Source organism: Antrihabitans auranticaus (genome assembly GCF_016481275.1).
In the GTDB taxonomy this organism is placed as follows: Bacteria; Actinomycetota; Actinomycetes; order Mycobacteriales; family Mycobacteriaceae; genus Antrihabitans.
This window is the reverse complement of record NZ_JAEMNW010000007.1, coordinates 109,464-134,378: the sequence shown is the minus strand read 5'-3', so window position 1 is coordinate 134,378 and position 24,915 is coordinate 109,464. Positions and strand designations below refer to the sequence as shown.

Annotated in this window: 29 protein-coding genes; 12 read left to right on the top strand and 17 right to left on the bottom strand. The window is 65.2% G+C overall.

Annotated elements, in window-relative coordinates; genetic code table 11:
- Nucleotides 1–21 precede the first annotated feature (21 nt).
- The gene (locus JGU72_RS24865) at nucleotides 22–666 is read right to left on the bottom strand and encodes a PaaI family thioesterase (protein ID WP_199686784.1); all 645 of its coding nucleotides are present in this window, start codon (nucleotides 664–666) and stop codon (nucleotides 22–24) included.
- A 62-nt stretch (nucleotides 667–728) separates the two neighbouring features.
- Here JGU72_RS24865 and JGU72_RS24860 point away from each other — a divergent pair, with 62 nt between their 5' ends.
- The 7 genes from JGU72_RS24860 to menE all read left to right on the top strand — a co-directional run bounded on the left by JGU72_RS24860 (nucleotide 729) and on the right by menE (nucleotide 5,367).
- Nucleotides 729–1,622 (top strand): 1,4-dihydroxy-2-naphthoyl-CoA synthase, encoded by an 894-nt coding sequence (locus JGU72_RS24860; protein ID WP_199686783.1) that lies wholly within the window; start codon nucleotides 729–731, stop codon nucleotides 1,620–1,622.
- Nucleotides 1,623–1,658: 36 nt separating this feature from the next.
- Entirely contained in the window at nucleotides 1,659–2,042 is a 384-nt protein-coding gene (locus JGU72_RS24855; RefSeq protein WP_199686782.1) for a VOC family protein, read from the top strand.
- 64 nt (nucleotides 2,043–2,106) lie between these two features.
- The gene (locus tag JGU72_RS24850) at nucleotides 2,107–3,282 is read left to right on the top strand and encodes an inorganic phosphate transporter (RefSeq protein ID WP_199686781.1); all 1,176 of its coding nucleotides are present in this window, start codon (nucleotides 2,107–2,109) and stop codon (nucleotides 3,280–3,282) included.
- A 7-nt stretch (nucleotides 3,283–3,289) separates the two neighbouring features.
- Nucleotides 3,290–3,556, top strand: a complete 267-nt coding sequence (locus JGU72_RS24845) for a hypothetical protein (protein ID WP_199686780.1) — start codon at nucleotides 3,290–3,292, stop codon at nucleotides 3,554–3,556.
- Nucleotides 3,557–3,595: 39 nt separating this feature from the next.
- Nucleotides 3,596–3,916 (top strand): DUF3349 domain-containing protein, encoded by a 321-nt coding sequence (locus JGU72_RS30845; RefSeq protein WP_307828596.1) that lies wholly within the window; start codon nucleotides 3,596–3,598, stop codon nucleotides 3,914–3,916.
- A 12-nt stretch (nucleotides 3,917–3,928) separates the two neighbouring features.
- The gene (locus tag JGU72_RS30840) at nucleotides 3,929–4,231 is read left to right on the top strand and encodes a DUF3349 domain-containing protein (protein ID WP_233532960.1); all 303 of its coding nucleotides are present in this window, start codon (nucleotides 3,929–3,931) and stop codon (nucleotides 4,229–4,231) included.
- A complete protein-coding gene (gene menE, locus JGU72_RS24835) occupies nucleotides 4,228–5,367 on the top strand; it encodes an o-succinylbenzoate--CoA ligase (RefSeq protein WP_199686779.1) in 1,140 nt (379 codons plus the stop codon). The genes JGU72_RS30840 and menE overlap by 4 nt, the downstream gene beginning before the upstream one ends.
- Here menE and JGU72_RS24830 read toward each other — a convergent pair.
- On the bottom strand, nucleotides 5,364–5,750 hold the full coding sequence (locus JGU72_RS24830) for a DUF5313 domain-containing protein (protein WP_199686778.1): 387 nt from the start codon (nucleotides 5,748–5,750) through the stop codon (nucleotides 5,364–5,366). The genes menE and JGU72_RS24830 overlap by 4 nt on opposite strands.
- A gap of 80 nt (nucleotides 5,751–5,830) precedes the next feature.
- On the opposite strand from JGU72_RS24830, the gene JGU72_RS24825 reads away from it, so the two are divergent.
- Nucleotides 5,831–6,820 carry an ATP-binding cassette domain-containing protein gene (locus JGU72_RS24825; RefSeq protein ID WP_199686777.1) on the top strand — a complete coding sequence of 330 codons (990 nt, stop codon included), beginning with the start codon at nucleotides 5,831–5,833 and terminating at the stop codon, nucleotides 6,818–6,820.
- Nucleotides 6,817–7,656 carry an ABC transporter permease gene (locus tag JGU72_RS24820; protein ID WP_199686776.1) on the top strand — a complete coding sequence of 280 codons (840 nt, stop codon included), beginning with the start codon at nucleotides 6,817–6,819 and terminating at the stop codon, nucleotides 7,654–7,656. The genes JGU72_RS24825 and JGU72_RS24820 overlap by 4 nt, the downstream gene beginning before the upstream one ends.
- Here JGU72_RS24820 and JGU72_RS24815 read toward each other — a convergent pair.
- Nucleotides 7,653–10,904: an AfsR/SARP family transcriptional regulator gene (locus JGU72_RS24815; RefSeq protein WP_307828595.1), complete on the bottom strand. Its 3,252-nt coding sequence runs from the start codon at nucleotides 10,902–10,904 to the stop codon at nucleotides 7,653–7,655. The two genes, JGU72_RS24820 and JGU72_RS24815, sit on opposite strands and share 4 nt — an antisense overlap.
- Before the next feature lie 48 nt (nucleotides 10,905–10,952).
- Here JGU72_RS24815 and JGU72_RS24810 point away from each other — a divergent pair, with 48 nt between their 5' ends.
- Nucleotides 10,953–11,822 (top strand): 1,4-dihydroxy-2-naphthoate polyprenyltransferase, encoded by an 870-nt coding sequence (locus JGU72_RS24810; RefSeq protein ID WP_199686775.1) that lies wholly within the window; start codon nucleotides 10,953–10,955, stop codon nucleotides 11,820–11,822.
- On the opposite strand, the gene JGU72_RS24805 is transcribed toward JGU72_RS24810, so the two are convergent.
- The 6 genes from JGU72_RS24805 to JGU72_RS24780 form a co-directional block, all read right to left on the bottom strand.
- A complete protein-coding gene (locus JGU72_RS24805) occupies nucleotides 11,823–12,719 on the bottom strand; it encodes an SDR family NAD(P)-dependent oxidoreductase (RefSeq protein WP_199686774.1) in 897 nt (298 codons plus the stop codon).
- Nucleotides 12,697–13,098, bottom strand: coding sequence for a phage holin family protein (locus tag JGU72_RS24800; RefSeq protein ID WP_199686773.1), 402 nt, complete (start codon nucleotides 13,096–13,098; stop codon nucleotides 12,697–12,699). Before JGU72_RS24800 ends, JGU72_RS24805 begins: the two co-directional genes overlap by 23 nt.
- Before the next feature lie 28 nt (nucleotides 13,099–13,126).
- Nucleotides 13,127–13,699 (bottom strand): Clp protease N-terminal domain-containing protein, encoded by a 573-nt coding sequence (locus JGU72_RS24795; RefSeq protein ID WP_199686772.1) that lies wholly within the window; start codon nucleotides 13,697–13,699, stop codon nucleotides 13,127–13,129.
- The gene (locus JGU72_RS24790) at nucleotides 13,699–13,911 is read right to left on the bottom strand and encodes a helix-turn-helix domain-containing protein (protein WP_199686771.1); all 213 of its coding nucleotides are present in this window, start codon (nucleotides 13,909–13,911) and stop codon (nucleotides 13,699–13,701) included. Before JGU72_RS24790 ends, JGU72_RS24795 begins: the two co-directional genes overlap by 1 nt.
- A gap of 61 nt (nucleotides 13,912–13,972) precedes the next feature.
- Complete coding sequence (gene cds1 / locus JGU72_RS24785; protein ID WP_199686770.1) at nucleotides 13,973–15,055, bottom strand: L-cysteine desulfhydrase Cds1; 1,083 nt, start codon at nucleotides 15,053–15,055, stop codon at nucleotides 13,973–13,975.
- A complete protein-coding gene (locus JGU72_RS24780) occupies nucleotides 15,052–15,384 on the bottom strand; it encodes a DUF4229 domain-containing protein (protein ID WP_199686769.1) in 333 nt (110 codons plus the stop codon). The genes cds1 and JGU72_RS24780 overlap by 4 nt, the downstream gene beginning before the upstream one ends.
- 165 nt (nucleotides 15,385–15,549) lie before the next feature.
- On the opposite strand from JGU72_RS24780, the gene JGU72_RS24775 reads away from it, so the two are divergent.
- Together JGU72_RS24775 and JGU72_RS24770 are read left to right on the top strand one after the other, a co-directional pair.
- Nucleotides 15,550–15,759 carry a BldC family transcriptional regulator gene (locus JGU72_RS24775; protein WP_199686768.1) on the top strand — a complete coding sequence of 70 codons (210 nt, stop codon included), beginning with the start codon at nucleotides 15,550–15,552 and terminating at the stop codon, nucleotides 15,757–15,759.
- Nucleotides 15,760–15,833: 74 nt separating this feature from the next.
- Nucleotides 15,834–16,037 (top strand): hypothetical protein, encoded by a 204-nt coding sequence (locus JGU72_RS24770; RefSeq protein ID WP_199686767.1) that lies wholly within the window; start codon nucleotides 15,834–15,836, stop codon nucleotides 16,035–16,037.
- Here the strand turns inward: JGU72_RS24770 and JGU72_RS24765 are convergent.
- The 8 genes from JGU72_RS24765 to JGU72_RS24730 are packed head-to-tail and all read right to left on the bottom strand — an operon-like array spanning nucleotide 16,034 to nucleotide 24,893.
- Nucleotides 16,034–17,191, bottom strand: a complete 1,158-nt coding sequence (locus JGU72_RS24765) for a lactate 2-monooxygenase (protein ID WP_199686766.1) — start codon at nucleotides 17,189–17,191, stop codon at nucleotides 16,034–16,036. The two genes, JGU72_RS24770 and JGU72_RS24765, sit on opposite strands and share 4 nt — an antisense overlap.
- A 10-nt stretch (nucleotides 17,192–17,201) precedes the next feature.
- Nucleotides 17,202–18,161: a c-type cytochrome biogenesis protein CcsB gene (ccsB, locus tag JGU72_RS24760; protein ID WP_199686765.1), complete on the bottom strand. Its 960-nt coding sequence runs from the start codon at nucleotides 18,159–18,161 to the stop codon at nucleotides 17,202–17,204.
- Nucleotides 18,162–18,165: 4 nt separating this feature from the next.
- Complete coding sequence (gene resB / locus JGU72_RS24755; protein WP_199686764.1) at nucleotides 18,166–19,806, bottom strand: cytochrome c biogenesis protein ResB; 1,641 nt, start codon at nucleotides 19,804–19,806, stop codon at nucleotides 18,166–18,168.
- Nucleotides 19,803–20,609: a cytochrome c biogenesis CcdA family protein gene (locus tag JGU72_RS24750; RefSeq protein WP_199686763.1), complete on the bottom strand. Its 807-nt coding sequence runs from the start codon at nucleotides 20,607–20,609 to the stop codon at nucleotides 19,803–19,805. The genes resB and JGU72_RS24750 overlap by 4 nt, the downstream gene beginning before the upstream one ends.
- Complete coding sequence (locus JGU72_RS24745) at nucleotides 20,606–21,193, bottom strand: TlpA disulfide reductase family protein (protein WP_199686762.1); 588 nt, start codon at nucleotides 21,191–21,193, stop codon at nucleotides 20,606–20,608. Before JGU72_RS24745 ends, JGU72_RS24750 begins: the two co-directional genes overlap by 4 nt.
- Nucleotides 21,190–21,840 carry a histidine phosphatase family protein gene (locus tag JGU72_RS24740; protein WP_307828594.1) on the bottom strand — a complete coding sequence of 217 codons (651 nt, stop codon included), beginning with the start codon at nucleotides 21,838–21,840 and terminating at the stop codon, nucleotides 21,190–21,192. Before JGU72_RS24740 ends, JGU72_RS24745 begins: the two co-directional genes overlap by 4 nt.
- Entirely contained in the window at nucleotides 21,837–23,162 is a 1,326-nt protein-coding gene (hemL, locus tag JGU72_RS24735; protein WP_199686907.1) for a glutamate-1-semialdehyde 2,1-aminomutase, read from the bottom strand. Before hemL ends, JGU72_RS24740 begins: the two co-directional genes overlap by 4 nt.
- Before the next feature lie 18 nt (nucleotides 23,163–23,180).
- Complete coding sequence (locus JGU72_RS24730) at nucleotides 23,181–24,893, bottom strand: HNH endonuclease signature motif containing protein (protein WP_199686761.1); 1,713 nt, start codon at nucleotides 24,891–24,893, stop codon at nucleotides 23,181–23,183.
- Nucleotides 24,894–24,915: the final 22 nt, after the last annotated feature.

Here is a 24,915-nt window from a genome sequence, read left to right as displayed (position 1 = left end):
AGAGAGGGCACGCTTTCGAGACTACGGCTGGCCGGGCAGCAACTTGATCATCAGCGCTTCGCAATCGGCGAGCACAGCGCCGGATTCGTCGCGCAGTTCGCAGGTGATGAAGGTCTTGCGGCCGTCGACCCGATCCACTCGGCCTTCGACGAGCAACGGCTTGTTGATCGGCGTCACTTTGCGGTAGTTGACGTGCAGGTATCCGGTGCGGCTGATCGCGCGGCCCGCGGCGAAGGTGATCATGCCGCAGAGGTCGTCGAACAGCAGCGGCAGGACGCCGCCGTGGACCGCACTGTTGCCGCCGACGTGGTAGCGGCTGAATTCGCCGCGGCTGCGCACGCCGTCGGGACCGAACAGGTCGATCGTCCACGGTAGGAGCAACAGGCTGCCGCGACCGGGCAGTTCGATCGCGCGCCCGGCCGTCGAAACCCCCTCGGCCGCCGCGTACGGCGCGAGGAGCTTGGTGAGTTCCTCGGCCTGCAGCAAAGCCTGGTCGATGACATCGTCGGGAGCCTTGATGGAGACCGCGAGGTCCTGGACGCGACGCAACGCCTCGACGAACGGCCCGAACGACGGTCCGGCCTTCTCCGAGCGGATCCGGGGAAAGTCGCTGCGCAGGTCGTCTTCCTCGACCTCGGGCGCGGCCTCGCTGCGTTGCTCACTCATACCTGCACCGTAGCCTGCGACGTTTTACGCTGTCTGATTTCGGGCCCCGTAGGGTGATCGGCGTGACCTTCAATCCCAACTTGTGGCACCCGGTACCCGGATTCGAAAACCTCACCGACATCACGTATCACCGGCACATCGAGCAGGGCACCGTGCGCGTCGCGTTCGACCGCCCGGAGGTACGGAACGCGTTCCGGCCGCATACGGTCGACGAGCTCCACAACGTCCTCGACCACGCGCGGATGACTTCCGACGTCGGCGCGGTGCTGCTGACCGGAAACGGTCCCAGCCCCAAAGACGGCGGGTGGGCGTTCTGCTCCGGCGGCGACCAGCGCATTCGTGGACGCAGCGGTTACCAGTACGCGAGCGGCGACACCGCGGACACAGTCGACAAGGCTCGCGCCGGCCGACTGCACATCCTCGAGGTGCAGCGCCTGATCCGCTTCATGCCGAAGGTCGTAATTGCCCTTGTCAACGGCTGGGCAGCCGGTGGCGGGCACAGCTTGCACGTGGTCTGCGACCTCACGCTGGCCAGTCGTGAACACGCCCGGTTCAAGCAGACCGACGCAGACGTGGGCAGCTTCGACGGCGGTTACGGCAGCGCCTACCTCGCAAAGCTGGTGGGGCAGAAGTTCGCACGCGAGATCTTCTTCCTCGGCCGGCCCTACACGGCCGAAGAGATGCACGCGATGGGCGCGGTCAACAAGGTTGTCGACCACGCCGAACTCGAAGACGTCGCCCTCGAATGGGCCGCAGACATCAACGGCAAGTCGCCGCAGGCGCAACGCATGCTGAAGTACGCGTTCAACCTTGCCGACGACGGGCTGGTCGGGCAGCAGTTGTTCGCGGGAGAAGCGACACGCATGGCCTATATGACCGATGAAGCGGTCGAGGGCAGGGACAGCTTCCTGGAGAAACGCAAACCGGACTGGTCGCCCTATCCGTGGTATTTCTGACAGGGTCGGTAGTACATCCAGGCAAGGAGGCCTTCGGTGCAGGTATTGAGTAGTCGAATCATCCTTCGCCCTGCCAACTACCGGGCGACGCTGTCCTTCTACAAAGACGTGCTCGGCCTGGCGATCTCCCGCGAATATGCAAGTGGCACAGTCTTCTTCGCGGGTCAGGGCCTGATCGAAGTTGCCGACCACGGCGGTTCCGGGTCCTCGAACACCTTCGAGGGTGCACTCTGGCTGCAGGTCAAGGACATCGCTAAGGCGCAGAGCGAGCTTGCCGCGAAGGGCGTCCGCATCGACCGCGAGGCGAAACGGGAGTCGTGGGGGCTGCACGAACTGTGGATCACCGATCCCGACGGCGTAAAGATCGTGGTCGTCCAGGTGCCCGACGATCACCCCCTCCGCAGGGACAGCCGATCCTGACAGAATCGCGTTCGATGGCGGGTCCGATTGGATTTATGCCGAGTGGGTAAAGCACACTGATCGCGTGAGCGCAGACTTAGTCGTTCTGGTCATCGTTGTCGTCACTGCACTCGTCTTCGACTTCACCAACGGATTTCACGACACCGCGAATGCGATGGCGACATCTATCGCAACCGGCGCATTGCGCCCCCGCGTCGCGGTTGCCCTGTCCGCGGTTCTGAATCTCGCAGGTGCGTTCCTTTCTGTCGAAGTTGCGGCGACCGTTGCCAAGGGCATCGTGAATCTCAGTGGCGTCGGCGGGCAGGACCTGCTGATCGTCGTGTTCGCAGGACTGGTCGGCGGCATCCTGTGGAACCTTGCGACCTGGCTTTTCGGTATTCCGTCCAGCTCTTCGCATGCACTTTTCGGCGGCTTGATCGGTGCAACGATCGCTGCGCTGGGTATGAACGGCGTCGTGTGGTCCGGGGTGCTCAGCAAAATCGCCATTCCCGCCGTCCTTGCTCCCATCGTTGCGGCTTTCGTCGCCGCGATCGGTACCTGGTCCGTCTATCGGGTGACGCGCAAGGTGCCCGAGGAAACGAAGGAGAAGGGCTTCCGGTGGGGCCAGATCGGCTCCGCTTCCCTGATCTCCCTCGCGCACGGCACCAACGACGCGCAGAAGACGATGGGCATCATCTTCCTGGCCCTCGTCGCGCACGGCACGATCACGACCGACGCGCCCATGCCGTTCTGGGTGAAGTTGACCTGCGCGCTCGCCATCGCACTCGGGACCTACCTCGGTGGCTGGCGCATCATCAGGACGCTGGGCAAGGGCCTCGTCGAGATCGCAGCGCCCCAGGGCCTGGCGGCGGATACGTCGTCCGCGACGATCATTCTCACGTCGAGCCATTTCGGCCTTCCGCTGTCGACCACACAGACCGCCACCGGGTCGATCCTGGGTTCCGGACTCGGCAAAGGCGCGGAGGTGCGCTGGAGCGTCGCAGGCCGCCTGGCCGTCGCATGGCTGTGCACCCTGCCCTTCGCCGCTGCCGCGGGCGCACTCTGTTGGCTGATCGCCCACCTGATCGGCGGTCTGCCCGGCGTGCTGGTCGTGTCCGCGATCCTCATCGGCTCGTCGCTGTACATGTTCATTCGGTCGCGGCGCAACCCCGTCGACACCAGCAACGTCAACGAGGCCTGGGAACCCAGCAACGACGACTCGGATTCCGACAACGACCTGCGCCACTCGGCACAGATCTGAGAATTCGATGGAAACGTTCACCCACACACTGAATTCGCTCTGGCAGATCCTTGCGGTCGGCGTTCTGCTCGGGGCGGGGCTGCCGACGATATTCGCGTTCGGCGTCCGGCTTCTTTCGGCCGAGGGCGCGGGTGCGACCGTCGAAAAGCGCAGCCTTGCACACACTGTCGGCGCGATATGCTGCTTCTCTGCAGTGATTGCGGCCATCGTCGTCGGCATTCTGTTCATCATGAAGAACTTCCTTGCGCACGACTTCGGCATTCACATCTTCTAGCCCAGCTCTCCTGGCCCACCTCGAAAGGGCACACACCGCGTGACCAATGCACCCAGATCCTTTTCCCTCCGATCGGCAGTCGGATGGCTCAGAGCTGGATACCCGAACGGCGTGCCGCGCGAAGACTACGTCGCTCTGTTCGCGGTGTTGCACCGCAGGCTCACCGAAACCGAGGTCCGGCAGGTCGTCGACGAGCTCATCGCCGAGCGTGAAGAAGAGGGCGGTCAGATCGATCGCGAAGAGATCGAAGCAGCCATCGCCCGGCTCGCCAAGGAACAGCCGGGCGAGAACGATGTCGAACGGGTGGCGGCGCAATTGGCCGCCGGCGGTTGGCCGGTCGTGGCTTCGGCGGAAGACTGACCGGATCGACCCATGGCGCTACCACCCATCTTGAACAACATCATCGGTTGGCTTCGCGCCGGCTACCCAGACGGTGTTCCAGAATCGGATTACATTCCGCTGCTTGCACTTCTGCGCCGCCGACTCTCCGATGAAGAGGTCCACCAGATTGCGACCGAACTGATCGATCTCGGCGATCTGCCGATCGCCAAGACGGACATCCAGGTGATGATCACCAAGGTCACCAACGAACTGCCCAGTGAAACCGATGTCGACCGCGTCCGCGCCAACCTCGTCTTCGGCGGCTGGTCCCACGACCCCGATGCACGAGGATGACGAGCACGCTCCGCGCGTTGCCGGTCCCCGCCGGACCATCGGTGCTGGACATTCTCGACCACCTTCGGGACGCTTTGGCCGATAAGGGCCCCGCACTCCTGCCCGTTCCGGCCCAGGACGCCCGTGAGACCGCCCGGCTGACCACAGCACTCGGCGCGGGCGAACCGATCGCGGACGGCGTCGCGATTGTCGTCGCCACTTCGGGCACGACAGGCACTCCGAAGGGCGCGCAACTGTCGGCAGCGGCTCTCCGAGCCAGTGGGAACGCAACGCATGCGCGCTTGGGTGGCCCCGGCAGCTGGCTGCTCGCCCTCCCCGCACAGCACGTCGCGGGCCTACAGATCTTGCTGCGCAGCATCCTCGCCGAAACGTTCCCGACAGTGCTCGACGTCAGCGACGGATTCGACCCCGCCGACCTCATTGCTGCCGTCAGCGCCATGCCCGGCCCGCGCCGCTACACCTCGCTCGTCCCGACGCAACTGATCAAGACTCTCGATCACGACGATGCGACGGCTGCACTCGCGACCCTCGACGCCGTGATGATCGGCGGTGCCGCGATCCCCAAGAGCCTTCTCACGCAAGCGCAATCGGCAGGCATCACGATCGTCCGGACCTACGGCATGAGCGAGACCTGCGGCGGCTGCGTGTACGACGGCGTGCCGCTCGACGGCGCAACCCTGCGCATCGACGAGGGCAGGGTTCTGCTGGGCGGGAGCATGCTCGCCTCCGGCTATCGCGGTATGCCCGAACACCCCGCGTTCGCCGAACCCGGCTGGTTTCGGACCGACGACGCGGGGTCTGTCACCGACGGCGTGCTGACCGTCCACGGCCGCCTGGACGAGGGAATTTCCACCGGTGGCCTGACTGTGATTCCGCAGGTGGTCGAGGCGGTGCTCGGCACTCATCCTGACGTGCGCCAATGTGCGGTGTTCGGCGTACCCGACGAACGGTTGGGCGAACGCGTCGTCGCGGCAGTGGTCAGCCGCGACCCGGCACTGACGGTCGCCGACCTGCGCAGACACGTCGAAGCCGAGCTCGATCCGACGGCAGCGCCACGCGAGATCAGACTGCTCGACGAGTTGCCGCTACGCGGCCCGGGCAAAGTGGACAAGCGCGCGCTACGAGAGCTCTTCTAGCGACCGTGCCGCTCGCGGTAGGCGCGGTGGATGTCCGCGTCCCGCACCTTTTCGCGCTCGTCGACGAGGTCACCCGGCAGGCCGTGCTGCTCGAGGCGGTGCCGACGGTAGATCTTGCTGAGTGCGACCGAGAAATAGACGAACGGAATCAGAATCGGCAGCGTCATGCTGGCGCGGACGTCCCACGTCGTCGGGATGAACACCAATGGCAATAGCAAGAGCACGCAGGGAATGGTGGCCCGGACGATCATTCGCCTGCCGGCACCCTTGCCCGCGAGGTCGTGGCGTACCCAGTCCTGCATGGAGTCCGGCAGCTTTGCCCAGTAGCTGTACTTGACGTACTGAATCGGGCTCGGTCTGGTGGGCGCTGCCGTGGTGCTCATAGTCAGCTCAGCCTACCGGCTGCAAGCGCACGCAAGAACGGTGCAAGGTCCGTGCAAGTGCTCGCCTTCAAGGTGTAGCCATGAACTTCTCTGGAAACACACCCGCGGTCGAAGCCGAAGGCCTCGTCAAGCTGTTCGGTCAGCAACGGGCCGTCGACGGCGTCAGCCTCGTGGTCCCCCGCGGCTCTGTCTACGGCGTGCTCGGCCCCAACGGCGCCGGCAAGACCACAACCATCCGTATGCTCGCGACGCTGTTGCGACCCGACAGCGGTAGTGCCCGCATCTTCGGCCACGACGTCGTCACGGAGCCGACCGCGGTCCGTTCCCTGGTGGGCGTGACCGGTCAGTACGCATCGGTCGACGAGGACATGACGGCAACCGAAAACCTTGTCATCTTCTCCCGGCTGCTCGGGCTGAGCCGCGCCGACGCCCGGCGCAAGTCGAACGAGCTGCTCGAAGAATTCGATCTCACCGAAGCCGCGAGCAAGCCGCTCAAGAACTTCTCCGGCGGCATGCGGCGCCGCCTCGACCTAGCCGCGAGCCTCATCGCCGCCCCACCGCTGCTGTTCCTCGACGAGCCGACCACCGGCCTCGATCCGCGCACGCGCGCGCAGATGTGGGAGACGATTCGCCGACTTGTCCGCGAAGGCTCGACGGTGCTTCTCACGACGCAGTATCTCGACGAAGCCGACCAACTCGCCGACCGCATCGCCGTCATCGATCGCGGCCAGGTCATCGCCGACGGCACCGCCGACGAACTCAAGGCCTCGGTCGGGGTGTCGTCGCTGCACCTGACCCTCGTCGACAAGACCCACGTCGAACGTGCGCGCACGCTCGTCGCCGAATTCCTCCGCACCGAAGTGGCCGTGACGCCGGAGACCGGCCGCGTCACCGCACCCATGACCGACTCGAGCGTCACACCCGAACTGCTGATCCGATTGCGCGACAACGGCATCGGCGTCGACGAGATCACCGTCAGCAAGCCGAGCCTCGACGAGGTCTTCCTCACCATCACCGGCCACACCGCAGACAGCCACACCACAGACTCCGAAGAAGAGAGCGCCGCATGACCACCGTCTTGAAAGACCCCGCGCCCACCGTGCGCACCGACCTGCCGGACGTGATTGCGGCCGCAAGCAGCGTCAGTATCAAACAGGCCGTTGCCAATTCGTTCACGATGGCCTACCGCGGTGTCGTGAAGATCAAGCACAATCCCGAGCAACTGTTCGACGTCACCCTCCAGCCGATCATCTTCACGCTGATGTTCACCTACCTCTTCGGCGGCGCGATTTCCGGCGACGTGAAGAGTTACCTGCCGATCATCATTCCCGGCATTCTCGTGCAGACCGTGATCACCACGTCCATCGTGACCGGTACCCAACTGCGCGAGGACATGGACAAGGGCGTGTTCGACCGATTCAAATCCCTTCCCATAGCGCGCATTTCGCCGCTTGCCGGAGCGCTGCTCGCTGACGTCATCCGATACGTCATCGCGACGACCATCACGCTCGTCGTCGGCTTCGCGATGGGCTTCCGTCCAGAAGGCGGACCGGTCGGCATAGTCGCAGCCTGCCTGCTCGTGATCGTCTGCTCGTTCGCAGTCAGCTGGATCTGGGCGTTCATGGGCGTCACGATGCGGAAAGCATCATCGGTGCAGGGCATTTCGATGCTCATCCTGTTCCCGCTGACGTTCATGTCCAATGCCTTCGTCAAGGTCGAGACTCTGCCGGGCTGGCTGCAGAGCTTCGTCAACATCAACCCGATCAGCCATCTCGTCAGTGCTGCAAGAGAATTGATGAACGACGGCCACTTCGGCATCCACGTCCTGTGGTCACTCGTCGGCGCCGCCGCGATCATCGCGGTGATGGCACCGCTGACCGTGCGGATGTACATGCGCAAGGCCTAGATCCGTACGTTCTCGAGGATCCTCGCCGTCGCAGTCGTCCTCGGCACCTTGGCGGTTCGGTTCAGTTCCCGGTTGACGGTTTCGTCGCCGAGAACTGACCGGGCCGCCTCGAGGTGTCCGGCAAGCCGCATCGACGGATAGTCCTGCCGCGCGCCGATTCGGCGGGCGAGCGCAAGCAATTCCATACCGAGTTCGGGATCTTGGCCTGCCGCAATGCGATAGCTGCCGAGTGCGCTTGCCACACAGCCGAGTTGCGGTAGGTCGGGAAACTTTCGCAGCCTTGCCGACGCGGCCTCGCCCAATTCCCGCGCAAGATCGCCGACCGCAGCCGCGCGACCGTGCACCACGTGTGCCGACACGGCCGCACTCGCGAGCAGTATCGAAAGCGGACCCGGCGTGAGTTCGTTCGCCGGCCATTCCGCATAGGCGAGCGCCGTCAGATACCTTGCCAGGCCGCTGTCGATGTCGCCCTCGGCGAGGTCTGCCTCGGCCAGGCTGCCTGTGATCCCCGCGAGATGCGGGTTGCCGGCGCCCAGCGAGGACCAATCGGTACCAGTGGGCTCGCCGTCGGCGCCGAGTAGGTCCTGCAGTTCGCGACGAGCCTCCTCGACCTTGCCGACGCCGACCAGCGAGGCGCCGATGAACGCCCGGACCTGCGCGATTTCGTTCCAGGCATGCAGGTCGTACAGCGCCTCGACAGCGTGCCGGTAGTAGGTGACCGACTCCGCGTACCGTGCCGACTGGCCGTACACGCTGCCGAGATGCTGGCAGATCATCGACGCGGTCCAGCGGTCTCCGCGAGCGGTCGCCAGCTTCAGCACCATCTCTGCGTCGCGGATGGAGCCGCGAACGTCGCCGATGTTCTCCCGAATGTTGGCCCTCGCCCCGAGGGCGGTAGTCCTGGTCCACTCGTCCGCGGACCGCACTGCGACGGCGAGCGTCCGCGCGACGCCCTTTCCACTCACGGGGCTCAGAAGGAGGTCGGCGTGCAGGCGAGTCACGCTGTCCATGTCGGTACGTTGCCGGCTGCGCCGGATTCGCGTGCGCGCCAGAGCGACCGCCCGCACGTTGCCGCCGAGCAGCAGGTGCATCCCGGCGAGCATGTAGCTTGCGACGAGCATGCTCGCTGGAACTGCTGCTTCGTCCGCGCCTCGCAGATCGATCGCGAGAATCCTTGGCGCCCAGGTGAAAACCTCCGAGTGCGCGCCACGCACAGCCCACAACACGCCGAGCGCGGCGAAGACCGTGTAGACGGTTCGCGCATCCTCGACCTCGAGTGCGTGCCGGAGGACGGCGAGCAGGTTGTCGTGCTCCGCCTCGACGAGCAGCGCCGCTGCGACCTGCCGGTTCGAATGGACGGCACCTGCCATGCCGATTGCGAAATCCTGCGCCCAGGAGGACATTCGCGCCATCACTTCGTCGGCTTCGACGAGTTGCTCCTCGCCGAACTCGCGGACGGTTTCCAGCATGTGATAGCGGACGCCGACCGGATCGTCGTGTTCGGTCAATGCGAGCATCGACTGATTGACGAGACCGTCCAGCGATGCGTGGACGTCGTCGACCTCGCCCCACTCTGCGGTCGCGATGGCGGCGTCGAGCGTGAATCCCGCTGGGAATCGGCACAATCGACGTAACGCCGCACGCTCAGCAGCGTCGAGAAGATTCCAGCTCCAATCGATCACGGCATGCAACGTGCGATGCCGCTCGGGCGAACTGCGATCGCCGCTGCGGAGCAACGCGAATCGATTACCGAGGCCGACGTTGATGTCCTCGACGCTCATCGTCCGGACGCGTGCGGCCGCCAGTTCGATCGCGAGCGGTAAGCCGTCCAGGGTGCGGCAGAGCCGAGTCACCTCTGCGGGGTCAAGCCGCGCGTTGGGGCGCACCGCTTTGGCGCGGGCCCGAAACAGATCGGTTGCCGGCGATCCGGATTCGGCAATCTGCAACGGCGGCAGCGGGTACACCGCTTCCGCGGTGATCATCAGCGGTGCTCGGCTGGTTGTCAGGACGGTGAGTCCGGTGCTGACGGACACGAGGTCGGCGACGACCTCCGCGACGTCGTCGATCACGTGCTCGCAGTTGTCGAGAATCAGCACCATCGGCCGCGCGGATACGGCCTCGCGCAGGCGTTCCCGGATCGTGTGGACCCGCGCTCGCGTCAAGCTTCCGGGTTCGACGACGACTTCGCTGACACCGAGTGTTGCGCTGATCGCCGCGACGACGTCGTTTCCACTGCGCACAGATGCGAGTTCGACCAGCACGACCGACTTGCGCTTGGCTGAACGCGTACCTATTTCGTTGGCGATACGCGTCTTTCCGGTACCGCCCGGTCCGAGAACGGTCGTGACGCGAGCAGAGGCGAGCAGTTCTTCGATGGCAGCGATGTCGACAGCACGTCCCAGGAGCGCATTCGGGGCCGCGCGGAGACCGATTGCACTGGGGATGGCGCGCACCGGCGGGCGGGTTGCGTTCTCGCCGCGCAAGATTGCGGTGTTCAGTTCGACAAGCGACTTCGACGGGTCCGCGCCCAATTCGTCGGCAAGCCGGGTCCGGAACGTCGCGAAAACTTCGAGAGCGTCCCCCTCGCAACCCATTCCGACGAGCACCTGCATCAGTTCGGAGTGCGCAGCCTCGTCGAGTGGATCGTGCGCTGCGCGTGCCCGTGCGGTGGGCAGTGCCGCACCGAACTCGCCGAGCGCAAGTAGAGCCGCCACCTCGACCGCGTCCAGCGCAGCCCGCCGCGCATCGGCCTCCGCACGGAGTTGGCGTGCCAGCGGGCCGTCCGCGAGGTCCGCACCCGGGTCGCCGCGCCACAGTGCCTTCGCCTGGTCGACCACGTCGAGGCAACCGCGGTGGTCGCCTTCTGCATGCCGCTGCTGCGCCCGCTGCTCGAGCAACCGCGCGAGGGTCACGTCCACCTGCGATTTGGTCAGCGCAAGCCGGTACCCGCCCGGCCCGGCTTCGAGAACGCCCTCCGGCAGAGCTGCGCGCAAACGGGACACCTGGGTGTGCAGCGCGTTCATCGGCGAGCGTGGCGGCTCCTCGCCCCAGACGTCGTCGATCAGTGCCTGCGCGGTCCGGCTCCGGCCAGGCTGCTCCGCCAGCGCAACCAGCAGGCTGCGGGCTCGTGCACCCGGCAAGACGACCAGCGCACCGTCACGGCGCGTGGAAACCTCGCCCAGCAGAGCCACAATCACTGATTGGCCTGCGGGCGTCAGCGAATTGGGGACGCTCAATTCTGGATGCACCGGTATCCGATCGTATTCACTCGCGATGACATGGGCTAGCTTCCCCATATGGCTTCAGTTGCTCAATGGATCGAAGGTGCCCGTCCACGGACACTGCCGAACGCGATCGCACCGGTGCTCGCAGGCAGCGGCGCGGCAGCGTCACTCGATGGTTTTGTGTGGTGGAAGGCCCTGCTCGCGCTCGTGGTTTCCCTCGCCCTGATCATCGGAGTGAATTACGCGAACGACTATTCCGACGGCATCCGCGGCACCGACGACGAACGGGTCGGGCCCATTCGGCTCGTCGGCTCGAAGCTGGCGTCGCCTGCGGCCGTTCGCAACGCTGCGGCCGTCAGTCTTGGTGTAGCAGCAGCGGCAGGTCTCGTTGTGTCGCTGACGTCCGCGTGGTGGCTCGTCCTCGTCGGTGCCCTCTGCATTGCTGGAGCCTGGTACTACACCGGAGGCTCGAAACCGTACGGCTACAGCGGGCTCGGTGAGGTCGCGGTCTTCGTGTTCTTCGGCCTGATCGCCGTGACCGGCACCCAGTTCGTGCAAGCCGAGCGTGTCGACTGGGTCGGCGTGGTCTGCGCGGTGGCGGTGGGTTGTTTCTCGAGCGCGGTGCTCGTCGCCAACAACTTGCGCGATATTCCCACCGACACCGATTCGGGCAAGCTGACACTCGCGGTTCGGATCGGCGATACCCGCACCCGCGCGTTGCATCTCACGTTGCTGGTGGTTCCGTTCTTCGCCAGCGCCGTGCTGGTGGCGCGGACGCCGTGGGCTCTTGTCGGACTCCTCGCGCTGCCGTTCGCCGTCCGGGCGAACGCGCCCGTGCGCAACGGCCGCGGCGGTATGGAACTCATTCCGGCGCTACGGGACTCCGGCCTCGCCATGCTGGTGTGGGCGGCGACGACCGGCCTCGCGCTGTGGCTCGGCTGATCAGCTGACGACGTCGGCGTCGGCCTGCCGTTTCGCTCCGACCTGCCGGAAGAACTCGCCACCGCCGAAGATCGGCAGCAGCCGTTCGACGAACTTGGGCGCCATCTCGGCCAGCACGAGGGTCGGCCGCATCGGCGGCGTGTTGACGTAGCCCTCCGGCAAATCTCGCTTGATCACCTTCACGACCTTTGCTGCGACCCGTTCGGTCGTCGTGCTGCCGAGCATCCCCGGCGCCCGCAGACCCTGGTCGAGCAGCCGCTGGTACATGCCACCCCCGAGCACGAAACCCGGGCAGACCGCCGAGAAACCGATCTGCGTCTGGCGGTACTCGTCGCGCAGCGATTGGGTGAGCAGCGACAGTCCGGCTTTCGTTGCCGCGTACGGACCCGTGTACGCGAGCCCGCGCTTGCCGTTGAGCGAACCGACGAAGACGACGTGGCCGTCCCCGCGCCGTTCCATCCCCGGCAACACCCGATGCGTCAGCAGCATCGGTGACGTCAGGTTGATGTCGATCATCGCTTGCAGTTCGGCCCGAGTCAGATCCGCGTACCGGGCGACGTTCTCGACGCCCGCATTGTTCACGAGAATGTCGATCGGCCCGAGCGCGTCCTCGGACCGGTCGACCAGCGGGTCGATCTGATCGAAGTCGGCGAGGTCCGCTGGTATCGGAGCGACCCGAACACCCGTGGCGCGCAACTGTTTCGCGAGCGTTTCGAGCACGTCTTCGCGGCGACCCGAGATCGCAAGATGCACTCCCTGCGCGGCGAGCGCACGTGCAATGTCCGGACCGATCCCGCCGGTTGCGCCGGTGACGAGGGCTACGCGCTCAGCAGATTTCTCATGCTCACCAATGTCCGCCCGCGCGGCTACCGAGTCAACGGCTACGTCTGTCCTCATCCGGAACGAGTACGCCAAGAACCCAGTTGACGAGGGCGATGATGATCGCGCCCCAGACTGCGGTCCAGAATCCGTCGACGTCGAGCCCGTAGTCCCTACCGATCGCATCGGTGATGCTCGCTGTCAGCAGCAGCATCAGTGCGTTGATCACCAGCAGGAAGAGACCGAGGGTGAGGATGACGAGCGGGAGCGACAGCAGCTGAACTATCGGCTTGACCAGCGCATTCACGATCGTGAAGACGATGGCGATGCCGACGACGACCGCTATCTTCTGAATCGTCTCCGCATCTTCGGGAACCTTGATGTCGATGCCGTTGACCCATTGGGCCGCAAGCCAAATCGCAAAGGCGGTGATTGCCAACCGAACCAGATGGACCATGCGTCAATGGTGGCACAAACATCGCGGTTCAAGCAGCTCGATCCAGCAACTGCTCCACCCGATCACGCAAGTCCGCCAACGGAATGCGTGCCTCGATGATCGTGCGCGCCGCGGGGCTGGGCGCTCGGAGGATCCCGAGCAGGACATGCTCGGAGCCGATGCGACTGTCCTTGTGCAGCAGAGCTTCCCGCAGAGCGAGTTCGAGAGTCTTCTTCGCCTCGCGCGTGAAGGGGATGTGACCCGACCCGACGCGGCCGAACCATCCCCGTTTCTCACCGGGCGCTTCCCGGTCGAGCGCGTTCTCGCCGAAGCTGGCCTCGAGGCTCGCCCGGATCGCGTCGAGGTCGATACCGATCGACTTGAGCGCCTCGGCATCTTCCTCGCCGAAAGGTTCTGCGGCGCGTTGGGTACGCAAGTGTGCGCGGGCGTCGTCGAGCGTGAGGCCGACGTCGCGCAGCAGTGCACGGAGGGGTGCATCCGGTTGGTAGAGCACGCCGAGCAGCACGTGCTCCACCCCGATCTGTGGCGAATCCAGTTGCCGCGCTTCTTCTTGCGCGATGACGACAGCGACTCGTGCTGGTCTGCTGAACTTTTCGAACATCAGCGTCTCCTGTTGTGCTTCTGGTGGACTGCCTGCCTGCTGACCTCGAGCGAGTCCGCGATCGCCTGCCACGACCAGCCCTGGTTGCGCGCGTTGGCAACCTGAATGGCTTCGAGCCGTTCGAGCAGGCGGCGCAAGGCGAGAACGGCGCGCAAGCCCACCTGCGGATCGGGACTGCCGGCGGCTGCCGCAAGAGTTGTCGCTTCGGTCATGCTGTCAATTTAGGTTGACAACGACGAGTTGTCAAGGCAGGTTGACACCCTTCGGTCGGCGTCAGCCCCAGGTACCGGTGGCTTCGAACTCCAGTAGCGCAGCCGTCGGCACGGTCAGGTCCATCCCCTGCGCCGCCACCCAGCTGTCGTCGAAATACGTTCCCGCATAACGGTCACCGCCATCGCACAGCAACGTGACGACGCTGCCGCCGCGGCCTGCGGCGAGCATCTCGGCGACCACACCGAACGCACCCCACAGATTCGTCCCCGTCGACCCGCCGACCCGCTTGCCGAGCACCTCGCTTGCGCGGCGGGCCGTCGCGATCGATGCGGCGTCGGGCACCCGGATCATCCGGTCCACCACCTGACCGACGAAGGACGGCTCCACACGTGGTCGCCCGATTCCCTCGATGCGTGAGGACATTCCCGTTTCGAACCGCGCATTACCCGCCTCGTAGCCGCCGAAGAATGCGGAGTTCTCCGGGTCGACAACGGCCAGCCGGGTCTCGTGGCGGCGATAGCGGATGTAGCGACCGATCGTCGCGCTTGTGCCACCGGTCCCGGCGCCGACCACGATCCAATCGGGTATCGGATGCCGTTCCAGTTGCATCTGCTGGAAGATCGACTCGGCGATGTTGTTGTTGCCCCGCCAGTCCGTTGCGCGCTCGGCGTGCGTGAACTGGTCCATGTAGTGACCGCCGTGCTCGGCGGCGAGGTCGGCCGCCTCTTCGTACAGCTTCGCCGGATTCTTGGCGAAATGGCATCTGCCGCCCTGGGCTTCGATCAACGCGACCTTCTGCGGGCTGGTAGTCGCCGGCATCACCGCGACGAAGTCCAGGCCGAGGAGCTTCGCGAAGTACGCCTCGCTGACCGCGGTCGATCCGGACGACGCCTCGACGACCGTCGTGTCTTCCTTCACCCAGCCGTTGCAGATCGCGTACAGAAACAGCGATCGCGCGAGCCGATGCTTCAGACTGCCCGTGATGTGCGTGGATTCGTCTTTGAGGTAAAGCTGCACGTTCCAATCGATCGGCAGCGGATAACGGAGCAGGTGCGTGTCCGCACTGCGTTGCGTATCGGCGTCGATGAGCCGGACCGCGTTGTCCACCCACTCGCGGGGGCCACTGCGGTCGCAGACGTTCACTCTTCGGCCGTCCGGTCTTCGCCACGAAGCTTGGCGCGCAGATCGGCCTTGTCGCGCCTTCGGCGTTCGTCGACGGCCGCGATGCTCTCGTTCACCCTCCGGCGCAGCCCAGCGAACAGGACCATCGACAACGGCAGCGCGATGACGATCGCAAAGATCAGGGCTACGAGGCCCGGAATTTCGACGTCGACGATCTTGCCGATGCCGAGGATGATCCCCGCGATGGCCGCCACAAGAAGCAGCCGCGCGGCTGTGAAGATCGCCAGGTCGCGAAAAAGTTTGCTTCCCGCCGACGCTGGGGCGGTTCGATCAGGGGTCGCATCGCTCACGCGATCAGGTTACATACGTCGCGAACGCCTGATTTCGACCTGTCGCACTTATCCGATTTGCGAATTACCTCCCCTTTACTAACTTTAGATCGTTCGAGTACCTAGGGGTCCCGGTGACAATATGGGCGTGTCTGAGCAGAACAGTCAGCACAGGAGGACCGTCCCATGAGTGCACCCGCAATCAACCGAGGCTCCGAAGCACTCTTGACCCCTGGTCAAGTAGCTACCCTCTTCCACGTCGATCCGAAGACGGTTACCCGTTGGGCGCACGCAGGCCGGCTCGGTTCGCTCCGCACTCCCGGTGGCCACCGCCGGTTCCGTGAGTCCGAAGTCATGGAACTTCTGGCCTCGCTGACGACCGAGGCGCGGCACTAGTCCACTCGGCGTTCAACAGCTGGATGCCGACTGAGCAGTTCGCGACTACCCTCATGTCAAGGAGGTGAAGCGTCGTGATCTATCTTTTGGCAGCCGTCGGACTGGTGACAGTCGTGGTGCTGTTCTGGAAGGCATTCGGGCCGGACATAAGGCCGGCCGACCAGCGACGCACGCTGGGACCGGACGACGACCCCGAGTTTCTGTGGCGCTTGAACCGCGAGTCCCGGCGATCGGGTAAGGACACACCGGAAGCCGGGCCGAACGATCCGGTGAACTAGGACCGCAAAATTTCGGGCGTCAGCTCGCCGATGTCTTTGACGCCGGTCAGCGTCATGGCCAGTTCCAACTCGGCGAGCAGACACCGGACAACGTGGCGGACACCTGCCTCACCCCCGAGCGCGAGGCCGTACCCGTAGGGCCGTGCGAGCAGCACCGCCCGTGCGCCGATTGCAAGCGCCTTGACGACGTCGGAGCCGGACCTGATTCCGCTGTCGAACAGCACAGTCGTCTGATCGCCGACCGCAGCGACAACTTCCGGGAGCATCTCGAGCGACCCGACCGCGCCGTCCACCTGACGTCCGCCGTGGTTGGAGACGATCACGCCGTCCATGCCTGCATCGACCGCTCGGCGCGCGTCGTCGGGGTGCTGGACGCCTTTGAGGACGACCGGTCCATCCCAGTGCTCGCGGATGAACGCGAGGTCGTCCCACGTGTTGGTCGGGTCGCTGAAATTCGCGATCCAGTGCAGCAACGCCTGCGGCCGATTCGTTGCGGTGACGGGTCCACCGATGGCCTTCTGAAACACGGGATCGGCGAAGTAGTTCGCAACGCCGATTCCCTGCAGGAACGGCAGGTAGGCCTGGTCGAGATCACGCGGACGCCAAGCCAGGCTCACAGTGTCCAGGGTGACAACCAGCGCGGTATAGCCCGCAGCTCTGGCTCGCGCCATGAAGCTGGCGGCAAGCTCGCGATCCTTCGGCCAGTACAGCTGGTACCAGCGCAAGCCGTCGCCGTTCGCTTCGGCGACATCCTCCATCGTGTTCGACGCGGCCGTGCTGAGGATCATGGGCACGCCCGTGGAAGCGGCAGCTTTCGCGACGGCCAACTCGCCCTCGGGATGCAGAATCGACAGCACACCGATCGGCGCAAGCAGGACGGGCGCCGGCAGCTTCTGGCCGAACAACTCGACGCTCAGGTCCCGGACACCGACGTCGCGCAGCATTCGCGGCACGATTTTGACCTTGTCGAATGCCTCGCGGTTCGCGCGCGCGGTCGACTCCGTACCTGCTGATCCAGCGATGTAACCGAACGCCTCGGGCGGCAACTTCCGCTCGGCGAGCGCCTCCAGTTTCGTGAGATCTGTTGGGAACTCCGGTCTTACGCCGCCCAGGCCCTGGAAGTAGATTTCGTTCTGAAAATCCGCGAGCGCCAAGGCGAGTCTCCTAGGTCAGTCCTGCGTACGAGTGCAGCCCCTGCACCACCATGTTGATCACGAAGAGATTGAAGATCATCGCGACGAATCCTGCCACGTTGATCCACGCGGCTTTGGTGTCTCGCCAACCGGAGGTCGCGCGCGCGTGGAGGTACGCCGCGTAGATCACCCAGGCGATGAACGCCATCGTCTCCTTGGGATCCCAACCCCAGAACCGGCCCCACGCGGACTCGGCCCAGATCGCACCCAGGATGACGCCGGCGCCGAACAGCGGGAAGCCGATGATGGTCGTTTTGTAGGCAAGGCGGTCGAGGGTCTGCGCATCGGGCAGTCGGCGGGCAATCTTGCCGACGAACCCGTCGGCTTCGGACCCTGCGGGCTGTCGCATGCGCAGCAGGTACAGCGCACTCGCCACGCCTGCGACCATGAACACACCGCTGCCGACACTCACGATCGTCACGTGGATCGGGAGCCAGTACGACCGCAGGGCAGGCACGACCGGAGCGGCATCCGCATAGAGCACGGTCGCCGCGAGGAACATCAGGATCATCACCGGCGGGAGCAGGAACACCCACATCGAGCGGTACTTCTGACCGCGCATGATCACCAGTCCGACAGCGACGGCGGCAGCGCAGGCCATCGTTACGAACTCGTACATGTTGCCGAGCGGGAACCGTTCGGTCGCGAATCCGCGCAGCACGATCGACGCAATGTGCGAGGCGAAACCGACAACCAGAACCGAGACGCTCATATTGCCGAGGCGCTCCGACAACGACTTGGCAGGCGCTTCGATCACGCGGCCCGGGACAGCGGAACCCGCGCCTACGCCGACCAGTTCGCGTGCTTCGACCTTGTTCACCCGCGACGTCGCGTACTGACCGATCAGCAGGCAGAAGGCGAGGAAGTAGATCAGAAAGGCGGTCCGAAACGCGAGGTCGCTGAACGCGGCAAGGTTCTCGTTGATCGGCATCAGTTCAGTCTCCTGCTTTTCCAGACGATGTGGTGGGCAAAAGGCGTGTGCACAATCGATCGAACTCGTCGCCCCAACCGGCCTGATCTGTTCGGGCCAGCCCACCAAGCTCTACTACAGTACGTCGTTTCGACTCGTCGTCAACGGCTTCGCCGATGTGGATCCGCGCCCAGACCCTGCGTCTCTTGATGACGAGCGACACGAGCAGACCGAGCATCATCGTGATCGCCGATACCAGTACCCACTGCTGCGCGGGGTCGTGGGACACCTGCAGGTTGACGAACTCCTTCGCACCGTCGAAACGGACCGTCGTCTTGCCGTCGTTCAGGGTGACGCTCTGGCCGGGCTCGAGATTCTTGCGGGCCTCTTTGGTGAGCCGGCCCTGGTTGATCAGTTCCTTGTTCAGCGAGAACAGCGACTGCGGAAGCCCGGTATCGAGGCCGGTGTCGCCGCGATAGATGTCGATGGCGACAGCAGGTCGAATCATCTCGGGGAAACCTGACGAGAGCAGCTCACCATGCAGGACGGCGGTCGGCGCGAACAGGCCCTCGATCGCGATCTGGTTCTTCCGCCGCTCTTCTTCGCTCGGATACAGACCGCCGGGCGGGTCGAACCGCATGGCGCCGCTGCTCAGGAAGGTCCGCGCGTCGTCGGGCCGCCACTGCAATGTCTCGGTGCGGGTCTCACCCTTCGGGAACGTGACCGTGAACGTCGGCGCATAGCCGTGGCCCTGCAGGTAGACACGGTCGCCGGCAACGCGAAGCGGATGGTTCACCTGCAGCGTCTGATCGCGCCAGGTGTTGTTCTCGAGGTCCGCGCCGGCCTGGTAGCTGATATCGGACGTGAACTGCTCGGCCTGACCGTTGTCGAGATAGTCGGCGTGGAAGTTCTTGACGCGGATACAGATCGGGGTCAGTCCGGTGCCGTCCTCGATATTGCCCGCCCGGAAGGAGTCGAACACCGCAGGCGTCGTCGTGCAGAACCCCGGACCGCCGTCGGCAATGACGATGACGTTGCCCTCGTACGAGAACAGCTTCCCGACCGCGATCGCCACCAGCAGACCGACCAGCGAGAGATGGAAGACGAGGTTGCCGAGTTCGCGCAGGTAGCCCTTCTCCGCCGAGACCGTCGTCTCCGTCTCGCTGGACCGCACCGTGACCCGCCAGCCGCGCAAGCCCGAACGGATGTGCTCTGCAACAACTTCGGGAGACTCGTCGAGGACAGTCCGGTGATGGTGCGGGAGCCGGCCGAGATTGCGGGGCGCCGGCACGGGCTGCGTCCGCAGGGCTTTCGCGTGGTCGAAGCAACGCGGGACGATGCAGCCGACGAGCGAAATGAACAGCAGCACATAGATGCTCGTGAACCAGAAACTCGAGAAGACATCGAACAGTTCGAGGCGGTCCAGCCAAGGACCGAGGGTCGGGCGATCGGCGATGTATTCGTCGACCTTGCCGAGGTTGAGGCTCCGTTGGGGCAGTAGAGCGCCAGGGATCGCTGCGAGTGCGAGCAGGAAGAGCAGCATCAACGCTGTCCGCATGCTCGTGAGCGCGCGCCAAGTGTTGCGGATCAGGGCGATGGCACGTCCGAAGGCGGATTGCTTGCGGGGTGGGGTCGGCGCTGCGGGCCGCAGTTGTGTGGTCGTCATATCGGCAGAACAGCATCCGAGACGAAGGCATCCCTCACCCATGTGACGAACTGGTCCCACAGGCCCGTCACCAGGGCGATCCCGACGGCGATCAGCAGGATCCCGCCGAAGATCTGGATAGTGCGTGCATGGCGGCGCAGCCAGCCGACGCCGCGCAGCGCTCCCGCAGACCCGAAGGCGAGGATCACGAACGGCAGTCCCAGGCCCGCGCAGTACGCGATGATGAGCACGACTCCGCGCGCCGCGGTAGTGCCTTCGGTTCCCGACGCGACAGACATGACGCCGCCCAGGGTGGGGCCCAGGCAGGGCGTCCAGCCGAGTGCGAACACGGCGCCGAGCAACGGCGCACCGACGAGACTGCCGACGCGGCGTGGCTCGAATCGGACGTCCCGCTGCAGCGCAGGTATCAGGCCGACGAACACGAGGCCCAGGATGATCGTGATCACGCCGCCGACGCGTTGCAGCACTTCACGATTGATGACAAGAGTTTCGACGACCCCGAAGACGGTGACCGACGCGAGAACGAAGACCACCGTGAACCCTGCGACGAACAGGGCGGATGCGCCGACAACCCGAGCGCGTCCGGTCCGTGTTTTGGTCGCGACAGCTTCGGCGGCAGTCACCGGCGGAGCGTCCGCGCCGACCAGTCCCGCCAGGTAGGAGAGGTAACCGGGGACGAGCGGAACCACACAGGGCGAAGCGAAGGACACGAGACCGGCCAACGCGCAGGCACCGAGGGCGAGCAGCAACGGACCGCTGGACGCGGTGGACTCGAAGGTGTCGCCGATGCTCGCGAGGTTCACGAGGTCTCCCCCGCGATCCGCTCGACGACCGGCTGCAGATCTTCGGCGAGCAGTTCCTTCAGGAACACAGCGGCGACGCGGTGCTGGCGGTCGAGGACCAGCGTGGTCGGCAGGGTCGTCGTCGGCACACCACCGAGCGCGAGGACGGTCCGCATCTCGGGGTCGTAGATCGAGGGGTAGCTGACGCCGCGGTCCTTGACGAAGTCCTGCGCCTTGTCCTTCGCATAGTCGCGGACGTTGATGCCGAGGAACGCCACGCCGAGATTGCGCGTCGCTTCGGCGACCTGCTCGAGATCGTCGGCCTCACCCCGGCACGGACCGCACCACTGACCCCACAGATTGATCACCACGACCTCACCGGCGAAGTCCGAGAGCGCCGTCGTCTTGTCGTCGACCATGAGGTCCGGACCCGACAGCTTGCCGACCGTGCCACGGTCCGCCGGCGGGTCGTAGAAGATCTCGGTCTTGCCGCCCGGCGCAACGAAGTCGAACGTGCCGCCTTGCGCGACCGCGTCGGTCCCAGCGCAGCCGGCCGTGGCCAGCCCGATCAGGAGCAGGCAACACGCGGCCCGCAACCGCTTCATGCGCCGGTCACCCTCGGATCCGATGCGCCCGCAGGTTCGGAGTAGATGATGTCGACAAGCGTGTCGCCTTTGTAGACCAACGACGTCAACGAGGCCAGTCCGCACTGCCTGTGGCGGGGGTCGTGCCATAGGCGCTCGCCCTGCAGGAACCTGCGCAGCGTCCACACGGGGAGTTGGTGCGACACACACACGACCTCGTGCCCGGCACCGTCCACGCGCGCCTTGTTGATCGCGGCGAGCATGCGATGCGCAATGTGCAGGTACGGCTCGCCCCACGACGGCGTGAACGGGTTGCGCAACTTCCACCAGTGCCGAGGGCGGCTCAGGGCACCGTCGCCGACAGCGACACGCAGACCTTCGAACGCGTTCCCGGCTTCGATGAGGTTGTCGTCGGTCTGGATCTCCAGGCCGTGGGCGGCCGCGATCGGCGCCGCCGTTTCCTGGGCGCGCTGCAGCGGTGACGCTACGACCAGCGTGATGTCGTGGTTGGCAAGCACTTTCGCAACTGCCTCGGCCTGAGCGCGGCCGTTGTCGGACAGCTGGAAGCCGGGGATCCGGCCGTACAGAATCCCGTCCGGGTTATGGACCTCGCCGTGCCGCAGAACGTGCACGATCGTCTTGATGGCTGGCTGGTCGAGTGACGTCACGTCGTAGATCCCTCTTTTGTCGCTTGTGCGGCTGCCTTGGCGGCAGCAGGTAGTGCGTCTTCGATGATGCCCAATGCGCGGTCGTCGATTGCCGCGGAAACGAACCACGCCTCGTACGCGCTGGGCGGCGGGTACACGCCGCGTTCGAGCAGGGCATGGAAGAAGGCTGGGAACCGCCAGGTCTGGCTGGCCTTGGCGGCGGCGTAGTCGGTGACCGGGTCGGCGGCGAAGAACACGCTCACCATGTTGCCCGCGAATTGGACGACGTGCTCGACGCCCTCCGCGGTCAGCGAATCGCCGATCAGCTGCCCGAGTCGCGCAGCGTTGCGGTCGAGGGCCGCGTAGACCTCCTGATCAGCTGCCCGCAGGGTTGCCAAACCAGCCGCGACCGCCACGGGGTTACCCGACAACGTGCCTGCCTGATAGACCGGTCCCACCGGCGCGAGGCGGCTCATCACGTCTGCACGACCGCCGAATGCTGCTGCGGGAAGTCCACCCGACATCACTTTGCCGAACGTGTACAGGTCGCCCGCGACGCCTTCGAGGCCGTACCAACCCGACGGGCTGACCCGGAAACCGGTCATAACCTCGTCCATGATGAGCAGGGCGTCGTGAGCGTTCGCGAGGCGCCGGAGCCCTTCGTTGAAACCGGCAGCCGGTGCGACCGCACCCATGTTGCCCGCGGCGGCTTCGGTGATGATGCACGCGATTTCGCCCTGGTTCGTCGCGAATGCGTCCGCGACCGCGTCAAGGTTGTTGTAGGGCAAGACAATTGTGTCCGCCGCCTGCGCGCCGGTGACGCCTGGGGAGGTCGGCAGGCCGAGGGTCGCGACGCCGGACCCCGCGTCGGCGAGAAGCGCGTCGACGTGGCCGTGGTAGCAGCCGGCAAACTTGATGATCTTGGTTTTTCCGGTGAACCCGCGAGCGAGGCGCACAGCGCTCATCGTCGCTTCGGTTCCGGAGTTGACGAGACGAACCTGCTCGACCGGCTCGACGCGGCCCACGATCTCCTCGGCGAGTTCGATCTCGGCCTCGGTCGGTGCGCCGAACGAGAGCCCGCTCGATGCCGCCTTCTGCACTGCTTCGACCACAGCCGGGTGGGCGTGGCCGAGGATCATCGGACCCCACGAACAGATCAGGTCGACGTAGTCGTTGCCGTCCGCGTCGGTCAGCGTGTAACCGGAAGCTTTGCTGATGAAGCGGGGTGTTCCGCCGACCGATTGAAAGGCCCGGACCGGCGAATTCACGCCGCCAGGGATGACCGCGGACGCACGCTCGAACAATTGAGCAGAGGCGGCGGAAGAGACAGTCACGGGGTCCAGTCTCTCAGAGAGTTGGGATCAGTACGGCGGCGGCATATGGCGATCACGCGCGGCGAGTATCGCCAGGTGTTCTTCGTAGTGGGTTCCGAGTTCCCGATAGATAACCGCCAGCCGCCGGTCGGTGAGTTGCGCCATATCCGCCAGTGTCGGAGGTCGGTCGCCGGACTGCATGTGCTGCTCCCACCAGGTGGGGTCGTAGATGGCGTCGTCGGGCGGATCTTCGGCCGGCGCTGGTCGAGTCAGCTTGACGGGCTTGCGCGCTTCGGGCTCGTGGCTACCGCCCAGCTCCTCCGGGATTGTGATTCCGACTGCGCCGTTCCGCGACACCCAGACGATGGCGTCGCCCGCCATCCTGACGACGCGAAAGATCCCGTCGGTCTTGGCCTGGTGGTGGTACGGACACGCGGGATGTCCGTTCGATTCGATAGTCCAACCGCCGCGCTCAGGATCCGAGTGGTCGAACGGTTCGATGTGATCGAACTGGCATTTCCGGACCGGCACATAGCAATTCGGGAAGGTGCACGTCGAATACTTGGCGTAGACCTTGTCTTTGACCTCCTTGCGCGGTCGATACGACAGCGCACCGGGTGGTGGTTCGTCGAGTCCGCCGTGGCCGTCGGGAAACTCACCGTCGAGGACCTTCGGGTCCGCATCGATTGCCGCCTTGATGTCGGCGATCGCGCCGCCGATTCCGCTCGGTACGGGCGGTGGAAGAAGCTTTGTCGCGGTGGGCACAAAGCCTGCCGGATGAGCTTTGGCCGGGCACCGCGAACGCGTCTCTTCAACGATTGCCTGCCACGTCGCGTCCTGCGCGAAGCGTCGGGCGAGGTCCGGGTCGATCGGGCCGTGACCTTCGAGGTTCGCCGGATTGTCCGCGAAGCCGAGCAGAGTCTCCACGTCGACATGCACGTGCAGGTGGACGGTCGCGGGTTCGGCCGCGGGCAGATGGGCGAATGGGCAGTCCGCAGTCTCACATCTGCACGCCAGATGCGTTTCGCAATTGATAAGCGCGACGAATGCATCCGTGCGGAGCGTTGCAGGCGTGCGCGGATCCCGTCGGCATACGGTCGCGGCCATCTCGTCGATTCGGGTCGACACCACGACACCTTCCGCGGCTGTCATGGTTGCGAACAGGGCGGCCATGCCGTGCGAGTCGGGCGTAATTTTCACAGTGCGTGAGTGCTTTTCGCGCTTCTTGCGCGATTCTGCGGCGTCGTCGGGATTTGCTGCGATCAGCAGCCGCGCAATCTCGTTTGCCAGCGCGCGCGGCGGTCGCTGCAGAGCGGCGTCGACAATCGCCGCCTCGACGGCGGAAACGGTCGCTTCCGAAACACCGTCGACCGCGTCGACAATCGTCCGAACCCTGGAGAAATCCAGCTCACCCGCGACGAACGCCGCCTTCACCAGCGGCAGTCGCGTGTCGAGAGTCACGCCGACGGAAATCAGCTTCCTGGCCGTACCCACAGAGACCCCGAGGACGAGCGCGACTTCCATTTCCGCGCCGACCCCCAGCCAGTCGGCGGCCTGTTCACCGAGGCGGTCGAAGTCTTCGGCGATTCCCATTCTGTAGGCGCAGACGGCAGTGAACACCTTCTGCGCTGCCGCGGCATTCTCCTGCCGCGCGACGAGCACCATCGCCGTCAGCGCCTGCACCGGATGCTTCAGACGCGAATGATCCACCGGGGCGACGGCCCAGTCGGCAGCAGATCCCCAATCCCCCTGCTCGAACATACGTTCTACACTATCAGAAGAA

Coding starts and splice junctions, on each gene's coding strand:
- JGU72_RS24830 (WP_199686778.1), bottom strand. CDS start 5,750: ATGAGCACCACGGCAGCGCCCACCAGACCGAGCCCGATTCAGTACGTC.
- JGU72_RS24805 (WP_199686774.1), bottom strand. CDS start 12,719: ATGAGGACAGACGTAGCCGTTGACTCGGTAGCCGCGCGGGCGGACATT.
- resB (WP_199686764.1), bottom strand. CDS start 19,806: ATGACGACCACACAACTGCGGCCCGCAGCGCCGACCCCACCCCGCAAG.
- JGU72_RS24745 (WP_199686762.1), bottom strand. CDS start 21,193: ATGAAGCGGTTGCGGGCCGCGTGTTGCCTGCTCCTGATCGGGCTGGCC.
- JGU72_RS24820 (WP_199686776.1), top strand. CDS start 6,817: ATGACCACCGTCTTGAAAGACCCCGCGCCCACCGTGCGCACCGACCTG.
- JGU72_RS24845 (WP_199686780.1), top strand. CDS start 3,290: ATGGAAACGTTCACCCACACACTGAATTCGCTCTGGCAGATCCTTGCG.
- JGU72_RS24730 (WP_199686761.1), bottom strand. CDS start 24,893: ATGTTCGAGCAGGGGGATTGGGGATCTGCTGCCGACTGGGCCGTCGCC.
- JGU72_RS24865 (WP_199686784.1), bottom strand. CDS start 666: ATGAGTGAGCAACGCAGCGAGGCCGCGCCCGAGGTCGAGGAAGACGAC.
- JGU72_RS24810 (WP_199686775.1), top strand. CDS start 10,953: ATGGCTTCAGTTGCTCAATGGATCGAAGGTGCCCGTCCACGGACACTG.
- JGU72_RS24825 (WP_199686777.1), top strand. CDS start 5,831: ATGAACTTCTCTGGAAACACACCCGCGGTCGAAGCCGAAGGCCTCGTC.
- JGU72_RS24790 (WP_199686771.1), bottom strand. CDS start 13,911: ATGACCGAAGCGACAACTCTTGCGGCAGCCGCCGGCAGTCCCGATCCG.
- JGU72_RS30840 (WP_233532960.1), top strand. CDS start 3,929: ATGGCGCTACCACCCATCTTGAACAACATCATCGGTTGGCTTCGCGCC.
- JGU72_RS24800 (WP_199686773.1), bottom strand. CDS start 13,098: ATGGTCCATCTGGTTCGGTTGGCAATCACCGCCTTTGCGATTTGGCTT.
- menE (WP_199686779.1), top strand. CDS start 4,228: ATGACGAGCACGCTCCGCGCGTTGCCGGTCCCCGCCGGACCATCGGTG.
- JGU72_RS24775 (WP_199686768.1), top strand. CDS start 15,550: ATGAGTGCACCCGCAATCAACCGAGGCTCCGAAGCACTCTTGACCCCT.
- JGU72_RS24795 (WP_199686772.1), bottom strand. CDS start 13,699: ATGTTCGAAAAGTTCAGCAGACCAGCACGAGTCGCTGTCGTCATCGCG.
- ccsB (WP_199686765.1), bottom strand. CDS start 18,161: ATGCCGATCAACGAGAACCTTGCCGCGTTCAGCGACCTCGCGTTTCGG.